Annotated in this window: 18 protein-coding genes and 4 pseudogenes; 11 read left to right on the plus strand and 11 right to left on the minus strand. The window is 68.1% G+C overall.

Features of this window, described 5'->3' with window-relative positions; translation table 11 throughout:
- Positions 1–711 precede the first annotated feature (711 nt).
- Positions 712–1,161 carry a hypothetical protein gene (locus ACFWBF_RS35000; protein ID WP_385608882.1) on the minus strand — a complete coding sequence of 150 codons (450 nt, stop codon included), beginning with the start codon at positions 1,159–1,161 and terminating at the stop codon, positions 712–714.
- 377 nt (positions 1,162–1,538) lie between these two features.
- Between ACFWBF_RS35000 and ACFWBF_RS35005 the strand changes: the two are divergent.
- Positions 1,539–1,751 (plus strand): annotated as a pseudogene (locus tag ACFWBF_RS35005) (IS110 family transposase); the annotation flags it as partial.
- On the opposite strand, the gene ACFWBF_RS35010 reads toward ACFWBF_RS35005, so the two are convergent.
- Positions 1,744–2,229 carry a hypothetical protein gene (locus tag ACFWBF_RS35010; protein WP_385608883.1) on the minus strand — a complete coding sequence of 162 codons (486 nt, stop codon included), beginning with the start codon at positions 2,227–2,229 and terminating at the stop codon, positions 1,744–1,746. The pseudogene ACFWBF_RS35005 and the gene ACFWBF_RS35010 overlap by 8 nt on opposite strands.
- A 343-nt stretch (positions 2,230–2,572) precedes the next feature.
- Positions 2,573–2,878, minus strand: coding sequence for a hypothetical protein (locus ACFWBF_RS35015; RefSeq protein ID WP_385608884.1), 306 nt, complete (start codon positions 2,876–2,878; stop codon positions 2,573–2,575).
- A 280-nt stretch (positions 2,879–3,158) separates the two neighbouring features.
- Here ACFWBF_RS35015 and ACFWBF_RS35020 point away from each other — a divergent pair, with 280 nt between their 5' ends.
- A complete protein-coding gene (locus ACFWBF_RS35020; RefSeq protein WP_385608885.1) occupies positions 3,159–3,713 on the plus strand; it encodes a hypothetical protein in 555 nt (184 codons plus the stop codon).
- 513 nt (positions 3,714–4,226) lie between these two features.
- Here ACFWBF_RS35020 and ACFWBF_RS35025 read toward each other — a convergent pair.
- Together ACFWBF_RS35025 and ACFWBF_RS35030 are read right to left on the minus strand one after the other, a co-directional pair.
- Entirely contained in the window at positions 4,227–4,952 is a 726-nt protein-coding gene (locus ACFWBF_RS35025) for a transposase (protein ID WP_385608886.1), read from the minus strand.
- 227 nt (positions 4,953–5,179) lie between these two features.
- Positions 5,180–5,476: pseudogene (locus ACFWBF_RS35030) on the minus strand (transposase domain-containing protein); the annotation flags it as partial.
- A 422-nt stretch (positions 5,477–5,898) separates the two neighbouring features.
- Between ACFWBF_RS35030 and ACFWBF_RS35035 the strand changes: the two are divergent.
- Positions 5,899–6,699: a maleylpyruvate isomerase family mycothiol-dependent enzyme gene (locus ACFWBF_RS35035; protein ID WP_385608887.1), complete on the plus strand. Its 801-nt coding sequence runs from the start codon at positions 5,899–5,901 to the stop codon at positions 6,697–6,699.
- A 447-nt stretch (positions 6,700–7,146) separates the two neighbouring features.
- On the plus strand, positions 7,147–7,803 hold the full coding sequence (locus ACFWBF_RS35040) for a disulfide bond formation protein B (RefSeq protein WP_385608888.1): 657 nt from the start codon (positions 7,147–7,149) through the stop codon (positions 7,801–7,803).
- Between the two features lie 132 nt (positions 7,804–7,935).
- Here the strand turns inward: ACFWBF_RS35040 and ACFWBF_RS35045 are convergent, their stop codons facing one another.
- Positions 7,936–9,261 carry a hypothetical protein gene (locus ACFWBF_RS35045; protein ID WP_385608889.1) on the minus strand — a complete coding sequence of 442 codons (1,326 nt, stop codon included), beginning with the start codon at positions 9,259–9,261 and terminating at the stop codon, positions 7,936–7,938.
- A 466-nt stretch (positions 9,262–9,727) separates the two neighbouring features.
- Between ACFWBF_RS35045 and ACFWBF_RS35050 the strand changes: the two are divergent.
- Positions 9,728–10,243: pseudogene (locus ACFWBF_RS35050) on the plus strand (DUF6233 domain-containing protein); the annotation flags it as partial.
- A 207-nt stretch (positions 10,244–10,450) separates the two neighbouring features.
- Here the strand turns inward: ACFWBF_RS35050 and ACFWBF_RS35055 are convergent.
- The 3 genes from ACFWBF_RS35055 to ACFWBF_RS35065 form a co-directional block, all read right to left on the minus strand.
- A complete protein-coding gene (locus ACFWBF_RS35055; RefSeq protein ID WP_385608890.1) occupies positions 10,451–11,722 on the minus strand; it encodes a helix-turn-helix domain-containing protein in 1,272 nt (423 codons plus the stop codon).
- 171 nt (positions 11,723–11,893) lie between these two features.
- Positions 11,894–12,406 carry a hypothetical protein gene (locus ACFWBF_RS35060; RefSeq protein WP_385608891.1) on the minus strand — a complete coding sequence of 171 codons (513 nt, stop codon included), beginning with the start codon at positions 12,404–12,406 and terminating at the stop codon, positions 11,894–11,896.
- 588 nt (positions 12,407–12,994) lie between these two features.
- Entirely contained in the window at positions 12,995–13,603 is a 609-nt protein-coding gene (locus ACFWBF_RS35065) for a hypothetical protein (RefSeq protein ID WP_385608892.1), read from the minus strand.
- Positions 13,604–13,813: 210 nt separating this feature from the next.
- Between ACFWBF_RS35065 and ACFWBF_RS35070 the strand changes: the two genes are divergently transcribed.
- The 3 genes and pseudogenes from ACFWBF_RS35070 to ACFWBF_RS35080 all read left to right on the plus strand — a co-directional run.
- Positions 13,814–14,035 carry a hypothetical protein gene (locus ACFWBF_RS35070; protein ID WP_385608893.1) on the plus strand — a complete coding sequence of 74 codons (222 nt, stop codon included), beginning with the start codon at positions 13,814–13,816 and terminating at the stop codon, positions 14,033–14,035.
- A gap of 211 nt (positions 14,036–14,246) precedes the next feature.
- The gene (locus ACFWBF_RS35075; RefSeq protein ID WP_385608894.1) at positions 14,247–14,606 is read left to right on the plus strand and encodes a hypothetical protein; all 360 of its coding nucleotides are present in this window, start codon (positions 14,247–14,249) and stop codon (positions 14,604–14,606) included.
- Positions 14,607–15,028: 422 nt separating this feature from the next.
- Positions 15,029–15,512, plus strand: a pseudogene (locus tag ACFWBF_RS35080) (IS5 family transposase); the annotation flags it as partial.
- Between the two features lie 21 nt (positions 15,513–15,533).
- On the opposite strand, the gene ACFWBF_RS35085 reads toward ACFWBF_RS35080, so the two are convergent.
- Both ACFWBF_RS35085 and ACFWBF_RS35090 read right to left on the minus strand, forming a co-directional pair.
- Entirely contained in the window at positions 15,534–15,851 is a 318-nt protein-coding gene (locus ACFWBF_RS35085) for a hypothetical protein (protein ID WP_385608895.1), read from the minus strand.
- 91 nt (positions 15,852–15,942) lie between these two features.
- Positions 15,943–16,338, minus strand: coding sequence for a hypothetical protein (locus ACFWBF_RS35090; protein ID WP_385608896.1), 396 nt, complete (start codon positions 16,336–16,338; stop codon positions 15,943–15,945).
- Between the two features lie 90 nt (positions 16,339–16,428).
- On the opposite strand from ACFWBF_RS35090, the gene ACFWBF_RS35095 reads away from it, so the two are divergent.
- The 3 genes from ACFWBF_RS35095 (at position 16,429) to ACFWBF_RS35105 (ending at position 17,729) form a co-directional block, all read left to right on the plus strand.
- Entirely contained in the window at positions 16,429–16,584 is a 156-nt protein-coding gene (locus tag ACFWBF_RS35095; protein WP_385608897.1) for a hypothetical protein, read from the plus strand.
- Positions 16,585–16,616: 32 nt separating this feature from the next.
- Positions 16,617–16,760: a DUF6233 domain-containing protein gene (locus ACFWBF_RS35100; RefSeq protein WP_385608898.1), complete on the plus strand. Its 144-nt coding sequence runs from the start codon at positions 16,617–16,619 to the stop codon at positions 16,758–16,760.
- 495 nt (positions 16,761–17,255) lie between these two features.
- Positions 17,256–17,729, plus strand: a complete 474-nt coding sequence (locus ACFWBF_RS35105) for a hypothetical protein (RefSeq protein WP_385608899.1) — start codon at positions 17,256–17,258, stop codon at positions 17,727–17,729.
- Positions 17,730–17,970: the final 241 nt, after the last annotated feature.

Consider the following 17,970-nt stretch of genomic DNA (forward strand, 5'->3'; position numbering starts at 1 on the left):
GCGGGTACCTGAGCGCTGCGCGCTCAGGACTGAACGGCCTCGCTGCGCTCGGCCGGGGCCCTTCGGGCCCAGCTCTGCGCTTCGCTCCGAGCTATGGCCGGCCCTTCGGGCCGGGGTCCTGCGCTTCGCTCCGGACTAGCTCCGGGTTCCGCTGCGCTCCACCCGGAGCGGAGCTGCTTCGCAGCCCCAGGACCTCCCGCGCTGCGCGCGGGAGGTGACCCCGTTTCACGGGGTCCGGGCCTACGGCCCGTTGGGTGTCCGCTTCGCTCCCACCCTCAATCCTTCCGGCTCCGCCTCCAGGACCACAGCCCGCTCCGCGGGCGGCCGGCAGGAGCCACGAGGGGTGCTGTGTGTCGATCCAGGAGCCTGACTGCCATGTCGTGGTTGTAGGAGCTCGCCAGCTCGCGCGGAGTCTCACCCTCAGGTGTTGCGGTCGGGTCGGCTCCATAGGCCAAGGAATCGCAGTGAGCGCCGAGTCGAGCGGCCCGCCGGACTGGAGTGCCCCGTCCCCTTCCACATCGATCGCATGGAGCAGAAGGGTCATCCCGCAGCAGACCTCTTCCGGGTCCGCGCCCGCGTCAAGGAGACGGGTCAGCTCGGCATGGTCACCCGACTCGACCGCCTGATGCGCAGGAGTCCACGGATTTTCAAGAAACTCGGTCACTCAGCCTCTCACCTGTACGGCCTGCGCTCCGCTGCTCGCCTGAGCGGCTACACGTGCTCCTGGTAAACCCTGATCTGGGCAGGCTTGAGGGTCCGGATCGTTGTCCACACTGCGCGCTCACTCAGTCCCACGGCCCACTCCTCGAGATCCTCTCCTGCATCGTGGAAGAACCACGAGTCGAAGCTGCCCAGGCCCTGCAGAGCAGGTGTGATTTCGTATCGAAGCTCGCAGTGGACCTGCACGTAGTGGTCATGATTGCCGGCACTGTCGACAGCCTCGAACTGTCGGGTGAGGTCCAGCGTGAACGCCGCAGGACCGTCAAACGAGTAGATCCCGTACTGGAACAGAAGACCATCAGCATCAGGTGCGTCCGAAACGTTGAACAGCCGCTGGCCGAAACGGAGAAAGGCAAGCCAGACGTCCTCCGTGCCCAGGTCAGCACTCACCCGCCACCCAACCTCCAGCTCGCCCTCAAGCAGTCCCACGGCCTCGTCCATCGATGGTCTCCGCGTCACACCCACCCCTCCCCTACCTCTGCTGCGGGCCCAGCGTACGCAACCAGCGAACCCCTCCCAGACACAGCGTCAGGCCCACAGCAACCTGGGACTCCACGGCTGCTTCATTTTCTAACTTAGATAGAAACATGAACTAGGCATCCATGGCGCTACAGGGAGACCAGATGTTGTCGCTTTCGAGAACCAGTGAAACTGCGCAGTGCTCAGCCAACGCGTGGCATCTCGATCAGAAGGGCGGTTCATCGGGGAAGCTCTGGCTCTGAGCAGGTGCGGGGTTGGGACTCCCCCAACCGCTGGCAACTGGCGTGGTACTCCCCCCGTTACCGTCTTTGTGGCTCCGCAATGGGGCTACCGGCGGGGGAAATAAGCAGCTCAAGCGGGCATTCTTCCTCTCCGCGTTCGCGGCCCTGGGCGACCCGGCATCGCGGGCCTACTACGACAAGAAGATCGCCCAGGGCAAGCACCACACGCAGGCCTTGCTCTGCCTCGCCCGGCGCCGGGCCGACGTCCTCTTCGCGATGCTCCGCGACGGAACCTTCTACGAATCGCGGCCGGCAGCACCGGTCACATGACCAGCGGATCAGCCAGGAGGACGACCCCATCGACCTCGACATCGAAGCCGAGCACGGGATGGCCGTAGTCACCCTCCGGATCCATCAGGACCGGCTTGCCCAAGCGTTGCCCGATCTCCCGCAAGAAGCCGCAGAACACATCAAGTCGCTCTTGGCCCTGCAACTCCCGCAGGTCGACATCGAAGTCGATGACCCCGTCGTCAAGGAAACGGAAGATCGCCAGCAGGTCAGCAGTCGGCCAGACCCGAAGCTGCGGGCACTCAGCGTCCGCCGGGCGGGACAGCACGGTCTCCGCCCGAGGCACCGGCAGCACTGTTTCGCCTTCGGAGTACTGGCACTTCCAGCTTCTCTCCTCGATGAGGTCGAGGACCATCTGCCAGTCCTTCACCGAGCAATCCGGAACACGCACGTCCGGCAGCGACCCCATCAGGTCGGGGTCGAAGAAAGAGCTCACGTCATCCCACAGAAGATCAGCCACCCCGCCATGCTGCCCGGCTACCCGATCCAACGCAGCCCCGTTTCCCTTGACCAAAGAGATAGGGGCACCCCCCCCTGTCCGGCACCCGCTCAGCAACGGCCAACAGCAGCCACGCAGCCGGACGGAGCCCCAGGAAAGCCGGAAACAGCGACCGGGGCGATCCTTTCGGCCCGCCCCGCCCCCCTGCTCTCAGACAGCAGCCTCACCAGGAAACACGCGCCCAGCGCGAAGCCGGCCGCCACCAGTCAGGTGACGACCCGCACCATGGGTTCAAGTACCTGCCATTACGGGCGCGACCGCGCGCTTTCAGTGCACCGGATCCCGCCGCCGGGGTGCCACTCCATCACCGGGCTGGCTGCGTTTCCATGCTCCGCGCACCAGGACACCGGGACCAGGCCCCCGCAGTTGTACCGGCGGCACGCGCACCCTTCCGCCCGACGTCCGTCCAGTCCTCCAGCCACTCCCGGGCCTTGGCCGGGTCGGTGGTCATCTGGCACAGCGTCCACGGGGCGGTCAGCGTGCGGGCCGCGAAGAGAACCTCCAGCCGGCGGCGCTCGGCATAGGGAAGGGCCAGCAGCTCGATGTTGTCGATCTGCAGGGCGTCGAAGGAGAAAGCGCGCGGGTTCGCGGATCTGGGACGGGCGAACACGGAAACCCGCCCCCAAGTGGAAGCTGAGATGCCTCTGCGGGCGGGTTCGCCGATGCCGAGGCGGAGACGGTGTCGACGACGGCGTAATTCGGCTCTGGCGCTGATCTTGGATGCAGTTGGTGATCTCAGTGGGCTGGCGTCCTCCGTGCGGCAGGCTTCCGTAAATGTGATGACCTGCGGTGACGGGCCATGGCACAGTCACCGTATGTCCGACGCCGTCGCTTATCCCATCTTCCGCACCCCAGACCTCGCACATGCCCGGAGCGCTGCACTTCGTCTCATGGAGTTCGGCCGCTGCGAGTACTCCGCGGTCTCCGTGTGCGCGGAGCTCCGTTCCGTTGGCGAGGTGCTGCGGGTCGCGAAGGAGCTGCCCGAGGCGCGTTTCACGGGGCATGAGGAGTGCGGGGAGTTGGACGGGGTGCCGTACGAGGACCAGCCCGCGCTGGTCTGCGGCGTTCAGGGGTCCGCTCTGCCGGTCGATCCGGTCGCGTACGAAGGGCGGCTGCCGGTGGAGTGCGAGCTGCGCGACCTGCCGGTCGGCAGCATCGAGGACGCCTTCACGGCGGCGATCGGCCCGAACGCCGGCGAGGTCCATTGGGAGGACCTGTGCTGGCCGGACGCGCCCGAGCATGGCTTTCACGGCGAGTCCAAGCACGCCGAGGTGACGCTCCTCCTGAACACCCGCACACGCGACCTCGACGAGCCCGCCGCCGACCACACCGTCCTCGTCCACGTCCGCCGCGTCACCATCGACGGCCGCCAGATGCGGGAGCCGTACGCGCACTGGCTCGCCGAGCAGGTGGGACTCACCGTCATCGGGCCCGAACAGTGGTGACACGGCGCCAGGACCGAAGATCACCAACGGTATCGATCTTGTGACGGCCGCAGCTGGCAGACATTAGGGATGCCCAGTGGTGGTCGACGATGATGCGGGGATGACTGATCAGGGCTCCGCCGCAAATTCCGGCGCTCGTACTCGACGAGGAGCACGAGTCCATGCTCGTCGGTGGCGCGGCGATCGCCGGACCGTTCATGGTGGGGGGCGCCAGCATCGTCATAGGCCAGGCGGGGACGGTGATCATCGTGGAAGGCCTGCCTTCATGCCCAGACCGCTGGAAGATCCCCCGGCCGGGCAACCACACTCGAACTCACGCCCACCATGATCGATAGAGCAACGGCTGCTCAGCTTGATCGTTAACCTCAATGCCGTTGACTTAAGGGTCTGGTGCGGGTGCGACGGCTGCGATGACCTGGAGGGTTTCTGCTGGCCGTCGGGTTGGCTGTGGTGGTCGTGGCCGGTCCGGGTCCCAGGACCGGAAGCGGGACATCTTGCGCTTCGCCTGGCGGATCACGGCCCGGAGTCTGCGGGGCGGGTTGATCTCCTCCTCGAGTTCACGGGCCACCGTGGACAGGTGCTGAGGGGGAAAAATCCCTGTTCAGCGAGGTGATGCTCCGGCGGGCTGCCCGCCGGGCCGCGGCGAAGGAGAGCCGGTCCGGATCCAGTGGTTCGCTGCGGTTCACCGCTCATCAGGACTCTCAGGCCGGTGTAGAGCACCAGGTGTGCGTAGATTTCCTGGAATACCAGGTCCGGGCTCTTGCTCGGCATGACGGTGCGGGTGCCGATCTGTGTGGTCTTCAGTTCGGCGAGCGTGTTCTCCACCTCCCACCGCTCGCCGTAGAGGGCGGCCAGTTCGGCGGCCGGCGCCGTTTCGGGATCCATGAGGGTGGTGATGAGCCGGTAGCGTTCGACCTGGTCACGGCCTGGGATGTCCAGGCTGTACTCGATCACGCGGACCCGGATGTCCTTGGGCGGCCGGACGCTTCGGCCCCGCCCGCCGCGGACGGTGGAGATCCATGAACCGTCGGGGAGAACCCTCTCGACCGGCAGCTTCCAGATCGAGGGGATCCGCCACAGCAGATCGGCGCCGGTCGCGGCCAGGCGCTGCCACACATGGGCTCCGGGCAGGCCTCGGTCGGCCAGGACCAGCATGCCCGGCCGGAACGAGCCGGCAAGCCGTTCGGCCAGGACCCGTTCCTTGACCCGGTAGGAATCGACCGCGGCGTCGCAGACCACGTGGGTTCCGGACTCGAAACCAGGACCATGACCCGGGCCAGCGGATATCCGGTGGGTCCGTTCCCCGCCTTGGTCCGCAGCCGCCCCAGCCCGGCCTCGTTGGCCTCCGTATCGGCAGCCTGCAGGGTCGTCCCGTCCATCACCATCAACCGGAAACTCCGCCAGAAAGCACCCGGCGTCCGCTCGTCGGCCACCGCCGCCCCGGCATGAACCAGCAGCTCACGCAGCACCTCCACCCCGAGATTCTGACGGGCGCGGAAAACGGCCGCCTTGTCCGGGACTCTCCAGGTACCCCACCCGTCCTCACGCCGCACCGCCTCGGCCAGCGTCCGCAGGACCTCCCGGTACGGCTCACCGGAGAACAACGCCCGAGCGAGCACGAAATACACCATCAGCCTCGGCGGCAACAGCCGCACCCGCACCTCACGGTCCCGGGACTTCGCCAACGCCACGTCCACCAGCTCCGGCGGAAACACCTCCGTCAGATCCCCCAGCCCGATCCGATCCACCAACCGAGCGGTCATCGGACACCACCCCCTGGTATCTGTTGAACCGCCAAATCACCCTAAAATCAACGGCATTGAGGTTAAAGATCAAGCTGAGTGGCTGTTGTTGTTCCGAACTTGAGGAGTGCTGGTCGAACGGGAGTCACCTGAACTCCCGACCCGACCGGTCCTCCCCCGCCATCGTGACCTCCGCGTCCATCACATCGAGCGGCAGCATGACCGCGCGCACCGGGTGGACGTCACGTCGCCGAGGTGCCCGGCCGCACGGCGAGGCCAGAGCACCCACAGGCACGACGCCTGGCGTACCACCACCAGCGTCCTCGCAGCAGTGCGCAGCTTGTCACCCGAGCGGTGGGAGGCGAGGATGTCCGCAATGGCCAACCGGCGGCGACTGTGAAAATCGCTGTCCGATCACCGGAGCACGGTGATAGACATCCGGCGTGGAAAAGAATCTTGAGTTCCCTGACCTGTTGCGACTGATCGATGAACGGTCGACCGCCTTCCGCGCCGTGGTCGCCGCCGCGCCCGGTCTCGACGCGCTGGTGCCGACCTGCCCCGGGTGGACGCTGTTCGATCTGGTGAAGCACCTGGGTGGGGGAGACCGTTTCTGGGCCGCCATCGTCGGCGCGGGGTCTGCCGACGCTCCCCCGGCCGAGGCCGTCGCCGCGCGCGCCGCGCTGGAAGTGCCGCAGGAGCGTGAGGCCCTGCTGGCCTGGCTGGACGCGTCGACGCAGCTTCTGCTGGGCGCCCTGCGCGCGGCGGGACCGGAGAGCGGTTGCTGGACGTGGTGGCCCGCGTCGCAGTCACCGCAGACCGCCGGCGGCACCGCCCGGCACCGGGTCCAGGAGACCGCGGTGCACACCTACGACGCCCAGCTCGCCGGGGGCGCCCCGCAGCCGCTGCCGGTCGAGTTGGCACTCGACGGTGTGGAGGAGTTCCTGTTCACCGTCTGCGCAACGCCGAGTGCCTGGCCGCACAAGCCCACGGCCTTCGACTTCCACGCCGCCGAGGGCCGCTCCTGGCGCCTCACCGTCGACGGCGACGGCGCACGCACCACCCGCATCCCCGCGCCCGCCGCCGCGACCGGCGAAGACTCGGACGCAGCCGGCGCCTCCGTCCACGGCACGGCCAGTGAGCTGGTCCTCTACCTGTACGACCGGATCCAGGCCGACTCCTTGCACGTTGACGGAGACGCAGGGCTGCTCGACCTGCTCCGCGCCTGGGAGCCGGAGGAGAAGTAGGACAAGTTGAGTACCTGTTTCTGGTCCTGTCATGACAGGTGGGTAAGGTCGATGTCCTGACTGTTCAAGACGGTGCCCCGTCGTCTCTGCCGACCGTTGCCCAGCTGTGTGCTCTGCGGGACTTCCTTCACGGCCGGACCTACCACGCAAGTTCCGTGGCTATCCGGCTCCGCGGGGAACCTGCTCACGCCGAGGGGTCCGCGATGGCGGAGGTGCCCCGGGTCTCTCAGGCCCTCTATGACGTGGTGTGCCGCTTGAGCATGCAGTTGTGTGCCGAGCTGGAAGGGGGGCGGCCAGGGCCGTTGGCTGACGCTGCGTGGGGAGTGATTCTCACGGTCGCGTCTGGGTGGCGGGACGCGTGCGAACTGCCCGAGGAACTGCGCCCGCTGATTCCGGACGATGAATCACGCGACTCTTGAGCGTTGAGTGCCTGGGCCTGAGCCATTCATGACATTTTGGTCGGCGAGGGCGTGGCTGTGGCTGACCCCTGCCCGACCCGCCCCCGGCTCGGCCCGGCTCTCGAACCGCCTGGGCCTGTGGTTCGCCCACGCCTACGTCATCGGCCTCTTCGGCACCCTGGCCGGCGCCTACTTCTTCCAGTTCGGGCTGTGGGAGTACCCCTGCCCCATGTGCCTGCTCCAGCGGATGTTCTTCCTGCTCGGCACGCTGGGCCCCGCCTGGATCATCGCCCGGTCCCGCAAGGGTGAGGTCACCACCCGGGAGTGGGCGGCCGGCTGGGGCTGGGCCATCGCGGCCGCGCTGATCGGCAGCATCGTCTCGGCCACCCAGGTCCTGATGCACATCGTGCCCCCCGACCCCGGTTACGCCAGCGCCCTGTTCGGCCTGCACCTCTACACCTGGGCCCTGATCGCCTTCCTGGCCGCCGCGCTGGCCGCCGCTGGCGCCCTGTTCCTGACCCCTCGGGCCGAGCCCCTGGACGCCGGCCTCGCCTCCCCCGCCCTGCGCCGGGCGGGCGCCGTCACCCTGGCCGTGCTCCTCGCCTTCGCCGCCAGCAACCTGATCGCCTGCTTCTTCCTCCAGGGCTTCGCCTGGCAGATGCCGGCGACCCCACCGGCTACCTTCTTCACCGACCTCGGCCTCTGAGGTCCTGCGCCGCCGCCCCCGGCCGGCGGGACGCGCGAAGGCCCCGCCTGCAACCGCAGGCAGGGCCTTCGTCATGCCGTGCTCGCGGACCGGGCCCCGGCCGCGGGGGCTGCGGACCCGCGCGCGGGGCCGTCAGGGAGCAGCGACGTAGACGACCTGGCTCACGGCGTTCTCGAACTGCGGCGCGCCGGTGTAGGTCGCACGCCAGTAACCCGCCCCTGCCTGCGGGGCGGTGGTGGAGAAGGCGTAGCCCTCACCGTTCCACCTGGCGTCCGGCACGGTGGCAACGGTGGTCCAGCCGCCCTTGCCGGTGGCGGAGTACTGGATGTTCACCGGGATCGTGCCCGGCGTCGAGTTGCCTTCGAACCCCATGCTGCCGCCGACCTCCACGGTCGCGGCATCGGAGCGGGTCGCGGTGAGGGACCGGAACGCGGCGGGCTGCACGACCATGATGTCGACGCTCGCCTGGGCGTCGGCCAGGAACAGGTCGTCGCTGTGCCAGCCGACCGCGATCGAGGAGTTGTTCCAGAGCGGCTGGGTCGCCGGGAAGAGCGCGTTGCCGCCGGCGTCCGTGGTGCGCTGGACGAAGTCGCCGAAGGAGTTGGAGCCCATCGTCTTGCCGGCCAGCGGCTGCCAGCCGGTGGGCGAGTTCCAGAGCAGGGTGGCGCTGGTCGAGTTCACCGTGCCCTTGAACGGGACCTTCCGCTCGCTCGGGGTCTCGACGATCTTGGTGGCGGTCTTCTTCACCGTGATCGGGAAGGTCTTCGAGGAGGACTGGTTGTAGAAGACGTGGTTCGGGTCGTACTGGAAGGCCGCCTCGATGCGGTTCTGGTATTGGTCGGTGACCGGGAGCGTGGCGGAGAAGCTGCCGTCCGCCGCGGTCGTCACCTCCGCGTACTCCATGTACGAGTTGACCGCCACGGTCAGCCCGCCCATCGGGGTGATGGCGCCGGAACCCGGCCACTGGCCCATCAGGTGACCGCTGATGGTGACGCTGCGGTGCTGGTAGTCGACCGTGGTGCGGTCGACCTTCGTGTCCTTCATGTTCGTCTGCACGGCGTAGTAGAAATAGCCCACGCCGGCGGCGGAAAGCGTGTCGCCGCCCTCGTCGGAGGCCGACACGTCGATGCGGTAGCTGCCCAGGTCCGGCAACTGGATGCGCCCGCGGTTCTTCCACGTACCGTTCTCGGCGGTGCCGGAGGTCAGATCGAAGTTCCCCACCGTGGCCACGGTCTGCTGGGTTTCCATCGAGTACAGGCTGACCTTGACGTTCTTGACGGCGCTCGGCGCGGTCAAGGACAGGACGATCTTGCCGTTGTTGGTCCAGTCGTTGTGAGCTTCCTGGACCGTGATGCCGGTGACTCCGCTGTCCGCGTGCGCGGCCGTGGTGCCGCCCAGTACGAGACTCCCGGCGGCCAGCGCTGCGGCACAGGCCAGCAGGGCACGACGAGTTGCCATTGTTCCCCCCTTGTAAACCGCTGTGTCGCCGACTGGCGATCAGCAGACGGACGCTACCAGCACCCCCGCCCCGTCCTCCAACGGGATATGCGGGACGTGGCGGGGCCGCGGTCACGACCCCGCAGGGCTGCGGTCAAGACCCCGCAGGGCCGGCGGCGCCGGTGCCCGGGCGCTGGGAGGGCTTCGGGTGGCTCAGGTGGGTACGGCTCCGGTACGCAGGGCGAACTCCCGAAGGCCTGGCAGGCGTGCCGGACTGTAGAGCAGGCTCGAGGTCATGAGCTGGATGATCACTGCCAACGAGACTGCCCAAGTAACCGGGTCCTCGCCCGTCTCCTAGACCAACCGTGGGCCCAACGCGGCGACGCGGAATCTGCAGGCTACTGCTGCTGCGTCGCCGCACACCGGCCCGGCGGCCCGGACGCGGTATGCGCGGTCCCAGTCAAGTGCAGAGAAGCCACGCGCCGACATGCCGTTACGGGGTCGGGGCCTCGCCCCTGTGCGCGGCGTGCCGCCGCGAGCGGCGGGAGTATCAAGCCCCCGCTCGGCCGTGACCCCTCCCGCACGCCCGTTCGCCGCCATCACGCTCCTGTTGCCCGACGGCCAGGAGATCGAGCGCGTCCGGCTCTACGAGCGCCAGCAACTCGACACCGGCGCCTGGGCCTACCTCGTAGGCGTTCCGCTCTGGCAGACGACCGAGGGCGGGGTGGCGGCCGCGGAGTACACGGTGTGGGTCACCTCCGCGCAGCTCCGCCCGATTCCGGGCGTCAGCCTGGACGCAGTGCCCAAGCACCGGCGACATGTCTCGCCCCCGCCGGCGGCGCCCTGGGCGTGGGTCATCGACCCGCCTGCCCGGCTCCGGCCGGCCACCGTCCATGCCGACGGCTGCGCCCTCTCCAGCGAACGCGCGCACGCCCTGACCACGGCGGCCGCGCTGGACGCCCTCGCCCGGCCGGGCACTCGGGCGTGCACCGGATGCGACGCTGCAGAAACGCTCCTGCCGATCCTCGCCCACGGCCAACCAGACCGCGTGCCGACCCAATGGAATGAGACAAAGAGGAGGGGTGGCCGGAGCCGCCTCAGCGGCGGGTATAACCCGGCTGGCGCCACAGGAAAACCGAAGGACCTCGGACCGACCTGCAACACCAGCGGAGGTTTCGAAGGCAGCCGGATCCGGGACGCCAGCCTGTCTCTACCGAGGCGGGAGCCCCGCCGCCTTCTCCACATCGTCGGCGTGCACGGACTGTGCCGGGATGGTGAAACGCCCCTGAGCATGACCGCTGACGTTCGTGGCGGTCGCTCGCCACTGGACATCGGTGCCGGCTGTTTCGCGATAGCTGTACAGGGTGACCGAGTGCAGTTCGATGGTCTCGTGGGGCCGCAGGTCCAGGGGGCTGAACCGGATGACGGTGCGTTCCCCGTCCTGCTGGATCTGAGGCACATGGTCCAGCGGCACGAACGGCGTGGGAAACCGCTGCAATCCGAGGATGCCGGTCAAGGCGAAGTCGCGGTGGCCGTACTTGGCCGGCGCCTTGGGCGTCTTGACGTCGTCGTCCTCGTCCCATGCGTATGCCTGCGCAGGCCCGGGAACGGTGAGGACGACCTCGACCTTGGCAAGGAAGGTCTCACCGGGGTTGGTCAGCTTCACCCGCAGCGCGCTCCCCGTCCTACCCGTAGCTCGGAGCAGGGTCTTCTCCATTGCCGCAGCATGGTCCTGCAGGTACTGCTCGACTTCTTCTCGGAACTCGTCGTGGGATCGGCGGTCCGGAACGGCAAGGGGGTCGCTCCAGGCCGGGAAGGCGAGGTCTGTCTTGGCCGGGCCGGTGCCGGGCAGCTGCGCCAGCAGCTTCTCGCGCGCTCCGGTGAGCGATTCCTTGATGGTGTCCGGGCTGAAGGGCACCAGAGCGACCGCGCCCGCGGTGATGTCGACGGCAACGTTGATGCGTTGGGCTGCGCGCCGGGCGCGTTCGGTGAGGGCGTCGATCTCCGCGGGACCGGCGGGCAGGGTCCGTCCTGGAGATCGGTGGAAGACCGTTCCGGCGTACGCCTTCTCGTGCATCTTCCGGAGCGGGTGGATGGGGTCGCCCCACTTCGGCGGGAACACGTCCACGAGCATGACGTGCCGGGTGCCGTCCCCGTTGTCGTAGGGGACGTAGGTGAACTGGTAGCGGTCGAAGTCGTCCCCGACGTAGCGGGCGATCCACGGGTCGACCTTCTCGACATCGTGCGTCGATACTCCGTGGAGTGCGTTTTCTTCGACCCCGACCAGCAGGTAGGCGTGACCTCCAGCCCATTGGGAGGCGACGTCCGGCATGCGGTTCGCAAAGCCGAGGATGGCCCGGGCGACGCTGAAGGCCCCCTCCGGCTTGCTGACGTCAAGGCTCGACTTCCACTCCAGCCAGCGCGTCTCGTCAGCGCTCGTGGCCCCCAGGACGGCTTCGATCAGCGCCTGCTGTCTCCTCAACCCGACTACCGGCTGGTCCGTGTCGAAATCCCCCAGAGCCATCCCAGTCCCGCTCTCTACGTCGTTCACCTGGACCACAAGCATGGGGGATCACACCGACAGCAGCGTGCGCGTGGGCGCAACCACGCCCCCACCACCCTTGGCTGGACCGGTGCCACGAAGGCGGCGGTGCTACAGGCGCCGGTAGCGGTCGAGGAGATCCTCGGCATGGTCGCCGGTGATGCCCAGGGCCGTGCCGACTTCCTCCGGCTCCATCGACCTGTGCGCGGCCTGGGCCGCGTCGTAGCCGATGCCCCGCGCGAGGATCTCCAGCCGTCTCGCGGCCTTCAACGCCGCGGCCGGCGACTCGCCCAGGAGGCGGTCGAGTGCCTCGGTCATCTGAGTCAGCAGGTCGTCGACTTCCCCGGGGAACGCGATGGTCGAGGCCTCGACGGTCTCGATGTGCCGGTCCCAGTCATCTCGGCAGTTCTCCGCGTCCAGGTACGTCGGCTCGTCCTCGTGCAGGGGCTTGTCGCCGATCCGCTCCCAGTCCAGCGGGTACTCGGTACCGGTCCAGCCGCACTCGCACACCGCGCGCAGCAGGTGGGCGCGCGGTCCGTAAAACGGCCGGCCGCCGTACGCGGCCCAGAACTCGCTCGTGTGCCCCACCGAGGAGTTCCCGTCGAAGTACACCGGCTTGGGCACACTCCCATCTTCCAGTAGTACTCCCACCCGGCCCCGGTGCGACTTCCCGAACTCGTCCGTCGTCCACGACTCGTTCCGCATCCCTGCACCCCTTTCCGTCACTGCGGCGGGCAACCACGCGCACGCGCGGCCGCGAACCCGCGACGAACCATCCCGCAGCCAGCACCACGCGCGAGGCGAAATTCGGAAGAACAACACCAGGGTTCCCGGTGGCGAGGCTCCGACACCCGGCTCGGTACCGACGCGTGCAAAACCGATCAACCGCCTCGCGGTCTTCAACGCTCCTGAGATCGTGGCCGCATGAAGATGACCAGCATCCGCCGCCCGGCAACCTTGCGACCACTGGAACACCTGGCTGAGCTGAACACAGACGGGCTGTAGGGAAATCCCAAGTCGAACGCGCAGCGCCCCCCGCACCGACGTCTGCAGCCGGGGCGCTGTCGGCCGCTTTCTCGACTACAACGACCGCCTGGACGACCGTGTGGTACCTCACGTGATCCCCCACCCGCAGCCCCACCTGCCCCGCCCATTCGTTCGGCGAAGCGCCTAGTTCGGAGCTGCCGGCGGTGGGCTCTGTCGAAGTGGTGACTACACGGCCCCCGACTGGGACCGCCAAATGGCATGCTCCAGTCCGCCTCTGTCGTGCCCGAGAAGCGCGGCGGCTTCCTCGTACACCGCGCGCAGTTGCTCATAGGGGAGAACCGGAACGCCAGCATCTGCAGCGAAGGTGCGCAGATGTACGTCGACGGCGATCTGCGAACGGCCGACGAGGTTGCCCATGTAGTCGATGCTCTTCGGGCCTACGCCCTTCACTGTGCGCAGAGCGGCGCGATTGGCCTGCTGGTCGAGCCAGGCGTGGAGATCGTCGTAAGTGTCAACCCCGTTGGCAGCCAGGAGGTCGGTGATGGCGTGAGCCGTCGCGACCTTCTGGGCGTGATTGAACTTCATGGCGACGGCGAGGTCTTCCGTGGCGAGCCGGCTCTGGAACCCGCGAACTGTGTTCGCATCCGGCCAGTTCGTTTGCAGCCGGATAAGCCGCGGCCGGAGGGTCGCCTCGTAGTTACACCGCGGCTGGAAGCTGACATCGCAGATGACAGCACCCATGTGAGTCCACCCGCCGGGCTGCGGAAACAGGCCACCGCCCAGAAGGTGCTGAATGTGGTCGGCGAGCCGCTGGGCAAGGCTGGGTACGGTCACGGTCCCATGATGAAGCCCTGGTCTGACAATCTGGGGGCAAAGCGCGAAATTCTCGAACGCTTGGGCGGGACGGCGGCGCTGCTACTGTAACCGCTCTGTTCTGGTGAGCTGAAACAACCAGCCTGGCCCTGCCGGCCAGGGCCAGAGCACTATCACCGCTGATAGCGGCCTGGCCCTACCCACAGGGCCGGACCTGGGAGACTAGGGATCATGACCGACCGTCGACCGCTCTCGCTGCCCGCCTTCTCCGAGCCCGCTTCCGACGCTCCCGTACCCGCCCAGGCGGGTGGGCGCCGGCTGATGCCGGTCGAGCAGGGCGCCGACTTCCGCCAGCCGCCCGGCGAGACCGAGCCCGAGCCCGCACCCGCCCCGGCCCGACGTCCGCTCGCCCCCGTCGGCCTCACCTTCTCAGACCCGGACCGCCATATCTGAGCGCTACCACCACGGGTTGCGCCACGTCCAGGACCAGCTCACCACCTAGCCCCACCGCCCGGTGTGCCAGCGCCTCCACCTGCACAGTGGTCGTAGCCGGCCCGGCTCACGCCTCGGATATCGTGTCCCTCTACGGGGTGCCATAACGGATGTGACGCCCCCCACCGGAGGTAGTCAGCGTATGAGTTCAAAGCGCAGCAAGAATCCAGCCTTGCCCGTACTTGACGACGCATTCCGACTCGCGTCGGTCAAGGACGCCGAAGAGTCCACCCGTGACTTGGCCGCGCGGATGGCCACCACCGAGCTGCGCCGCGTTTCCCACCCGGGCCGGGTCACCTGGGAGCCCACCGATCAGGCCGAGCCCGTACCGGTCCCGCCGACTGTGGTCGACGGTGACGGGGACCTGTGGCTGCGGGACCGGGGCACTGGCACCTGGACCATGCCCGAGTTCAACCCGAATGAGTTCCCGGCCCGCTGTGGCGAGGTTCTGACGTGGAACCAGCTTGCCCGCGAGTTCGGCCCGCTGACCGCACTGGCCGACGACCGCCGCATCGGCGGCGGCCGGCGCTGACCGCGCAGCCTTCTGGGATGACCGCGCCCCTGAAGCGCCCGTTACGGGTAGCTGGGAGCTCCAGCTCACCGCCGAGCTCGACGATGGCGGCGAGCAGGTGAGCGTGGTGGTGGCGTGCGACGGCCTCGAGCAGCGTGGTGCGGGCCTGGCGCCACCCGATGTCCTCGGTGCGGCCGGCCTCGGTGGACCAGCCGGGTAGCGGTCGGCCTTCAGTTGCCGTGAGCGCGCGGCCCAGCTCGCCGATCGACTGCTGCCAGTCGGCCAACTGCCCGAGCAGGCCGCGCACCAGCTCGTCGCCGGCGGCCGCCGGGCCGGCGCCGAAGGCCCGCGCTTCGGCGGCGGCCTCGGCGAGGACGTCTTCGTCCAGGTCCTCGAGGGATCTCCAGAAGGCGCCTCCCGGCGGAGTCTTCGTCGAGCCGGCCGACCACGGCCTCGGACGTTCCCGCGGCGGGCTGACCACCAAGATTCACCTTGCCGTCGAGCAGGGACAGAAGCCCCTTTCCATCGTGGTCACGGCCGGGCATCGGGGCGACTCCCCACAGTTCGAGCCCGTCCTGGAAGCCATCCGAGTGCCACGGCTCGGCCTGGGCAGACCGCGCAAACGCCCGGACCGGGTGCGAGCCGACAAGGCGTACGACTCCCGCAGCAACCGTTCCTACCTGCGCAGACGCGGGATCAAGGCCACGATCCCAGTCCCGGCGGACCGCGTACGCAACCGGCTTGGGCGCGGTTCACGCGGCGGACGCCCGCCGAAGTTCGACAGGGACGACTACAAGCAGCGGCACCCCGGTCGAGTGCGGGATCAACCGGCTCAAGCGCCACCGAGCCGTCGCCACCAGGTACGACAAACTCGCCGTCCGCTATGAAACCACAGTACTGGTCGCAGCCATCAACGAATGGCTGTGACCAGCACTTTCACAACAGGCCCTAGTCCGGGACCGTCATGATGTACGTGACACATACCCATCCACCGGCCCTCCACACCCACCTGAAGCATCCCAGTTCCTCAGGCGGACCATCGTCATGACGGGACGACCGGGCAACGTACTTAGTGACAATCTCACCGTCCCGAACGGTCGACACCCCAACCTGGCGATCAAGGTCAACCCCCATGCCGTCAACTACCCCACCGATATACCCAATGGAGTAGTCTTTTGCGACATCCGGGTACTTTTCGAACACTGCCTGAATGTCATTGAAAAAGGCAGTGTCGTGAGTCGGTCCGATCTTCGGCTTCGCCTTCATGGATGCTCCAGGACGCCGGTGCTTGCCTGACCCCGCACGAGGCGCAGAACGCCTACGGCGCAATCACTCCACCACGATGCCCACGTGATTGCTAGCGCCACTGGAGTGAAGTGGGCAAGCCCGTCGGCCCCATCGGTACTGGGCGAGCCTGCCTATCGCGGGCGTCGTAGAGGGGGAGGGTGGTCACCCCGCCCTGCCGCTTGTAGTCGACGTCCACCGAGCCGACCGGGGACAGCCACCCGAGCCTCACCACCTGGTCGAAGTCGAGGTGGCGGACGCCCAAGCGCACCGCGCTTTGGTCCGGGCCGAGGGGTACGTGCCGGTCAAGGAGGGCGGGCAGGTCCCGGCGGCGGCCGAGCGCAGCCACCTGGCCCGGATGGACGTCGGCGAACTCTGTGTCCCCGCCGAGGTAGACCAGCAGACCGGCCTTCACGAGGCGGCCGACCGCCGAGGCGGTCACCCTCGGCCGGAGAATCGGCAGCGGCACCCCAAGGGCCTCCGTCAGCCGGTCCGCCGCCCACCCCGCCCCCACGGGACCCCGCAAGGCGCTGCGTCAGGCGCAGTACGGGGGCTGAGCATGTCCGTCCTACCGCCCGACCTCCCTCGGCTGCGGACTCTGGCCACCTACCTGCGCGGCGAACTCGGCCGCGCACAGAAGGCCCTTGCCGCCGCCGAGGAACGCGAGGCCTGGCCGCACGTCGGCGGCCCCTGCCCGAGCCGCCCGCGTGGCTGATCGAGCGCGGTATCGGGGCGGGCCGACTGCCGGTGCGGGTACACGTCGGGGGCTGCTGGGATGCACGAAAGCGCTGCTCGCCCCTGAGCGGCGAGGAGGCGCGCCGAGCGCTGGCCGAGCAAGTACCCCCCTGCCCGCACTGCCGGCCCGACGTGGCCCTCGGAGTGCTGGAGTGAGCGGGTACCGGCAGGGTGGAGGGATGAGCCCAGGCCTGCGCGTGATCGTCTACCCGCCCGACGCCCAGGGCGGCCGCCGTGTCCGCTGCGACGGCGTAATCCTCGGCCGCGCCCTGGGCCCCGGCGACCTCCTGGAGTTCCTGCGGCGGGCCGGCCTGGACCCCGACGACGTCCACCTCGACGACCCGCTGCTGATCGAGTGGCACGGCGGCGGACCAGCCGCTGGACCCCCGACAGCGGCGAGGAGTAAACGGCCCTCTACGGCGGGCGGTGCACTTGCACGGACGGTAGGGGCTCCCAGGGTGGTAAATCGCCGGTACACCCGAATCGGACGCGGGCACGCGTCGAGCACGTACCGCGCGGTGCGCGCCGTCAGTGCCGCTTCGGAACTGCGCCGGCCGCGGTGGCTGGCGACGAGGACTTCGAGTGCGGCGAGGGCCTGCCGCCGATGGGCAGCATCCCCGCCCAGCCCGAACGGCCTAGTAGCCTCTAGCCATGTCAGACGATGCACTACATAAGGAAACGTTCCAGTTACCCATTGACCGTTCCATCTTCGGAATTCAAGAGGACAGGTCAGACGACGAGCTTTCTTCTCCTGCCTGGCTCGAACTGGAGATGGATGAAGTTCCGGTTCGCGTCGCTCGCGGTGCTGTCCGCATCATGAGTCTGGTCGGAACCCACCGGCCCCTTGTCACGGTTGAGGTCCGAAAGAATCATCGCGAGCCCCCTCTTTCAGAGTTCGAACGGATTGGTCACGGGCACTATCTGACGTACAGTGGCAGCGCGAATTTCTTCACAATTGATGGCCCGCACGCGTCATTCTCATTGACGCCAAACGGCGAGTATGAGCTCAATGTGTGGCGCAAAGGGGGGGGCGAAACGGCACGGGAACGGCACGATGAACTCATGGGGCGGGTGTACCCCATCGAAGGGCTCGAAGAATACCTGATCCAGTTCATCGAGCAGTAGTACAGCCTGGTGGCCCGCAGAATACATTCTGCGGGCCACCACATTCGCTGCGTCAGTTATCCGACCGCGCGCGTTGCTGTGCTCTTTAGCCTGGGCCTCGTACTCCGGCGTGGGCAGAGCAGGCTTCGGCGGCTCCATCAGCCTGTAAGGACTGGACGAACTTTCGGCCCGTCTCGTAATCGGTGCCTAAGAGCTCGTAACAGGATCTTACTGAGATGCCCTGGTCGGGCGTAACCGGTGT

Source organism: Streptomyces sp. NPDC060028 (genome assembly GCF_042736725.1).
Lineage (GTDB): Bacteria > Actinomycetota > Actinomycetes > Streptomycetales > Streptomycetaceae > Streptomyces.

Excerpts from the sequence above, each read along its gene's own strand:
- ACFWBF_RS35000 (WP_385608882.1), bottom strand. The coding sequence starts at position 1,161 with ATGGACGAGGCCGTGGGACTGCTTGAGGGCGAGCTGGAGGTTGGGTGG.
- ACFWBF_RS35020 (WP_385608885.1), top strand. The coding sequence starts at position 3,159 with ATGGAGTTCGGCCGCTGCGAGTACTCCGCGGTCTCCGTGTGCGCGGAG.
- ACFWBF_RS35040 (WP_385608888.1), top strand. The coding sequence starts at position 7,147 with ATGACATTTTGGTCGGCGAGGGCGTGGCTGTGGCTGACCCCTGCCCGA.
- ACFWBF_RS35045 (WP_385608889.1), bottom strand. The coding sequence starts at position 9,261 with ATGGCAACTCGTCGTGCCCTGCTGGCCTGTGCCGCAGCGCTGGCCGCC.
- ACFWBF_RS35070 (WP_385608893.1), top strand. The coding sequence starts at position 13,814 with ATGACCGACCGTCGACCGCTCTCGCTGCCCGCCTTCTCCGAGCCCGCT.
- ACFWBF_RS35085 (WP_385608895.1), bottom strand. The coding sequence starts at position 15,851 with ATGAAGGCGAAGCCGAAGATCGGACCGACTCACGACACTGCCTTTTTC.
- ACFWBF_RS35095 (WP_385608897.1), top strand. The coding sequence starts at position 16,429 with ATGTCCGTCCTACCGCCCGACCTCCCTCGGCTGCGGACTCTGGCCACC.
- ACFWBF_RS35105 (WP_385608899.1), top strand. The coding sequence starts at position 17,256 with ATGTCAGACGATGCACTACATAAGGAAACGTTCCAGTTACCCATTGAC.